The organism is Microbacterium sp. HMWF026, from assembly GCF_003061325.1.
Classification (GTDB): Bacteria; Actinomycetota; Actinomycetes; order Actinomycetales; family Microbacteriaceae; genus Microbacterium; species Microbacterium testaceum_E.
The window spans coordinates 1-4,051 of sequence record NZ_QAJB01000401.1 but is presented as its reverse complement, the minus strand read 5'-3'; the positions used below and the strand labels follow the sequence as shown (position 1 = coordinate 4,051).

4 protein-coding genes and 1 pseudogene are annotated in these 4,051 nt (G+C 72.7%); 4 read left to right on the top strand and 1 reads right to left on the bottom strand.

What is annotated here, in order from left to right; all coding sequences use genetic code 11:
* From DBR36_RS18580 to DBR36_RS14840, 4 genes and pseudogenes are all read left to right on the top strand, one after another.
* Positions 1-584: pseudogene (locus DBR36_RS18580) on the top strand (hypothetical protein); the annotation flags it as partial.
* Between the two features lie 63 nt (positions 585-647).
* Entirely contained in the window at positions 648-1,949 is a 1,302-nt protein-coding gene (gene hisD / locus DBR36_RS14850) for a histidinol dehydrogenase (RefSeq protein ID WP_108320527.1), read from the top strand.
* 9 nt (positions 1,950-1,958) lie between these two features.
* Positions 1,959-2,444, top strand: coding sequence for a transcriptional regulator NrdR (nrdR, locus tag DBR36_RS14845; protein ID WP_108320526.1), 486 nt, complete (start codon positions 1,959-1,961; stop codon positions 2,442-2,444).
* A gap of 10 nt (positions 2,445-2,454) precedes the next feature.
* On the top strand, positions 2,455-3,477 hold the full coding sequence (locus tag DBR36_RS14840) for a quinone-dependent dihydroorotate dehydrogenase (protein WP_108320525.1): 1,023 nt from the start codon (positions 2,455-2,457) through the stop codon (positions 3,475-3,477).
* A 54-nt stretch (positions 3,478-3,531) separates the two neighbouring features.
* Here DBR36_RS14840 and DBR36_RS14835 read toward each other — a convergent pair.
* Positions 3,532-4,051: DUF3043 domain-containing protein (locus tag DBR36_RS14835; RefSeq protein WP_108320524.1), on the bottom strand; the 520-nt coding region annotated here is incomplete at its 5' end.

Here is a 4,051-nt window from a genome sequence, read left to right as displayed (position 1 = left end):
CCCCGCGCACGCCCGCGGCGTCCGCCGCCGCGCACGACGGTACGGCCCACGACGGTACGGCCCATGACGCCCCGGCGCACGACGGCACGGCCCACCGCGCGGCGGTGCACGAGGCCACGGCCCACCACGCGACGGCGCACGCCGACGACGCCCCCGTCCCGGGCAGCTACACCGGCTCGACCGACCTGTCCCACGACGGCGCGGAACCGCGCACGAGCGTTCTCCCCACCCGCCACGAAGACCGGTCCGACCGCGACCGGTCGAGCGACTCGACCGTCGAGGACGACAACGACACCGACATCTTCGCGCCGCTGCGCACGTCGGAGCACGACCGTCGTGAGAGCGCGCGCGATCAGGACGATCGGGCGGACCACGGTCGTGACGACCACCCGCACGCGCAGGCGTTCTGGGCCCTGGCGCCCGAGCAGCGCGAGATCGTCGACGACTACGGCACGCCGATCTTCCACATCGGACCCACGGCGTGGGCGCTCGTCGTCGAGGACCGCGGCGAGACCTTCGTCGTGCGTCACGACGACGGCCGCATCGGCTACCTGCACGACGTCTCGGGCGTCACCCGCGGCTGAGCACCGCCTGCGAGCCGCCCGCGTCGCGCGAGGCGGCTCGCAGGGGGCCGGTAGCCTGGAGCAATGCTTCGCACGATCGATCTCCGCGGCCGCGTGCTCTCGCCGGCCGAGCTCCTCGCCGTCGTCCCCCGAGCGGATGCCGCTCGCGACGAGGCGCTGGCCACGGCGGCGCGACTCGTCGACGATGTCGCCCGCCGGGGCGAAGAGGCGCTGCGCGAGCAGGCGGCGCGTTTCGACCGCGTGAGCGACCACGCCATCCGCGTCCCCGCCGCGCACCTCGACGAGGCACTGCGCGATCTGGACCCCGCCATCCGCGCGGCCCTGGACGAGGCCATCGACCGTGTGCGCACGGCATCCGCAGCTCAGGTCCCCGCTCCCACCGTCACCGAGCTCTCCGACGGCGCCCGCGTGACGCAGCGGTGGCAGCCGGTGCGGCGGGTGGGTCTGTACGTGCCGGGCGGCAAGGCCGTGTACCCCTCCAGCGTGGTGATGAACGTCGTCCCCGCCCAGGTCGCGGGCGTGCGCGAGGTCGCCCTCGCGTCGCCGCCGCAGGCGGCGTTCGGCGGACGCGTTCACCCCGTCATCCTCGCCGCCGCGCGTCTGCTCGGCGTGACCGAGGTCTACGCCATGGGCGGTGCCGGCGCGATCGGCGCCTTCGCCCACGGTGTCGCCGAGATCGAGCTCGATCCGGTCGACGTCGTCACGGGTCCGGGCAACAACTTCGTCGCCTCGGCCAAGCGCGCCGTCGCGGGCCGCGTCGGCACCGACTCCGAGGCGGGCGCGACCGAGATCCTCATCGTGGCCGACGACTCCGCGACCCCCGACCTCGTCGCGGTCGACCTGGTGAGCCAGGCCGAACACGACGAGCAGGCCTCGGCCGTGCTCGTGACCGACTCCGCCGCCCTCGCCGATGCCGTCCAGGCGGCGCTGCCCGCGCGCGTGGAGGCGACGCGGCACAGCGAACGCGTGACGGCGGCCTTCCACGGTCCCCAGTCGGCCGTCGTGCTCGTCGACGACCTCGCCCAGGCGACGGCGTTCAGCAACGCCTACGCGCCCGAGCACCTCGAGCTCCACCTCGCCGACCCGCGTCCCGAGGACTTCGTCAACGCGGGGGCGGTCTTCGTCGGCCCCTACACGCCCGTGAGTCTCGGCGACTACCTGGCCGGCAGCAATCACGTCCTGCCGACCGGGGGACAGGCCCGCTACAGCGCGGGGCTGTCCGCGGCGACCTTCCTGCGTCCGCAGCAGGTCGTGCAGTACGACCGCGAGGCGCTGTCCCGGGTGAAGGACGCGATCGTCACCCTCGCCGAGGCCGAGGCGCTCCCGGCGCACGGCGAGGCCGTCACCGCGCGTTTCGAGGCCTGAGGCGCCGTCATGCACTGCCCCTTCTGCCGCAACCCCGACTCGCGCGTCATCGATTCGCGCACGAGCGACGACGGCCTCAGCATCCGCCGTCGTCGACAGTGCCCCAAGTGCGGCGGTCGCTTCTCGACCGTCGAGACCGCGAGCCTCAACGTGATCAAACGGTCGGGCGTCGTCGAGCCCTTCAGCCGTGAAAAGGTCATGTCGGGGGTGCGCAAGGCGTGCCAGGGGCGACCGGTGACGGATGCCGACCTGGCGGTCCTGGCGCAGCAGGTCGAAGAGGCGATCCGCCAGACCGGGTCGTCGCAGATCGAGGCCAACGAGATCGGCCTGTCGATCCTGGGTCCCCTGCGCGAGCTCGACGAGGTGGCCTATCTGCGCTTCGCGAGCGTCTATCAGGCGTTCGACTCGCTCGATGATTTCGACGCCGCGATCGCGCAGCTGCGGGCCGATCACGCCGCGCGCGCGAGGAGTGTCGAGGGCGGCGCGGTCCAGTAGCCTGGCGGGGATGTATCCCCTCCTGTTCCGCACGGTCCTCACCCGCTTCGACCCCGAGTTCGCCCACCACCTGGGGGCGTTCGTCATCCGGGTCGCCGGCGTCGAGCCGGTGGCATCCGTCGTCCGTCGCTTCACCGCGCCCGCGCCGGGTCTCGGCGTCGAGGCGCTGGGTCTGCGCTTCGACTCGCCCTTCGGCGTCGCCGCCGGCTTCGACAAGAACGTGACCATGGGGCGGGGCCTGGGCGCCCTGGGCTTCGGGCACGTCGAGGTGGGTACGGTGACCGCCTTGCCGCAGCCGGGCAACCCCAAGCCTCGTCTTTTCCGGCTCGTGGCGGACCGCGCGGTCATCAACCGGATGGGCTTCAACAACGAGGGCGCGGCCGTGGCCGCGGCGCGTCTGCGTCGTCTCCGGCGCGCACGTCGTCGCCCCGTGATCGGGGTGAACATCGGCAAGAGCCGGGTGGTCGCGGTCGAGGATGCCACCACCGACTACGTCCGCAGCGCGCGGCTGCTCGCTCCCCTCGCGGACTACCTGGTCGTCAACGTCTCATCTCCGAACACCCCCGGTCTGCGCGGTCTGCAGGCCGTCGAGACGCTGCGTCCCCTGCTGACGGCCGTGCGTGAGGCGGCGGGGCGGACGCCGTTGCTGGTCAAGATCGCGCCGGACCTGGCGGACGACGAGGTGGGCGACATCGCCCGCCTGGCCGTCGACGCCGGATTGGCCGGCATCATCGCCACCAACACCACGATCGACCGTGCGGGACTGTCGACCCCGGCGGCCCAGGTCGAGGGCATGGGGGCGGGCGGGTTGTCCGGCGCCCCGCTGAAGGCGCGCGCGATCGAGGTGCTGCGACTGGTCCGGGCGGCCGTTCCGGCGGGGTTCGTCGTCATCTCGGCCGGGGGAGTCGAGACCGCCGATGACGTGCGCGAGCGCGTGGCGGCCGGCGCCACCCTGGTCCAGGGGTATACGGGCTTCCTCTACCGCGGCCCCCTCTGGGCCCGACAGATCAACCGCGGTCTCGCTCGCGGGTGAATCCACGTAGAAGCGGCCCGCCCGAGGGCGCGCCGCTTCTACGTGGATTCCGGGTCAGACCGGGTACTGACCGCGCTTGACCTGCGCCTTGGGCAGGCGCATGAAGCGCATCTGCACCGTGCGCATCGCCGCGTACCATCCGAGGCCCTTCTCGAGACGGGTCTCGCCGAACTTCTCCTTCGCCGCGCGCTTGACGCGGATCGAGGTGATGATCATGTCGCCGACGACGAAGAGGATGAAGATCCACAGCGCCACGAACGACCAGTACTGGAAGAACGCGACGGGGATCAGGGTGGCGACGATGACGAGCACCATGAAGGGCATGACGCCCTCGCCCAGGTGCCATCCGGCATCCACGAAGTCACGGGCGAACCGGCGCTGGGGCCCGCGGTCGCGGACGGGCAGGTAGCGCTCCTCGCCGGCCGCCATGCCGATACGGGCCTTCTCGCGCTGCGCGGCGAGTTCGGCGCGCGCGCGGGCCTTCGCCTCCTTGGTGTCGGGCACCAGGGGACGCTTGCGCGCGGCCTCCTGCTCGGCGCGCGACGGGGTCGCACGGCCCTTGCCCGATCCGAGC

Excerpts from the sequence above, each read along its gene's own strand:
- hisD (WP_108320527.1), top strand. The coding sequence starts at position 648 with ATGCTTCGCACGATCGATCTCCGCGGCCGCGTGCTCTCGCCGGCCGAG.
- nrdR (WP_108320526.1), top strand. The coding sequence starts at position 1,959 with ATGCACTGCCCCTTCTGCCGCAACCCCGACTCGCGCGTCATCGATTCG.
- DBR36_RS14840 (WP_108320525.1), top strand. The coding sequence starts at position 2,455 with ATGTATCCCCTCCTGTTCCGCACGGTCCTCACCCGCTTCGACCCCGAG.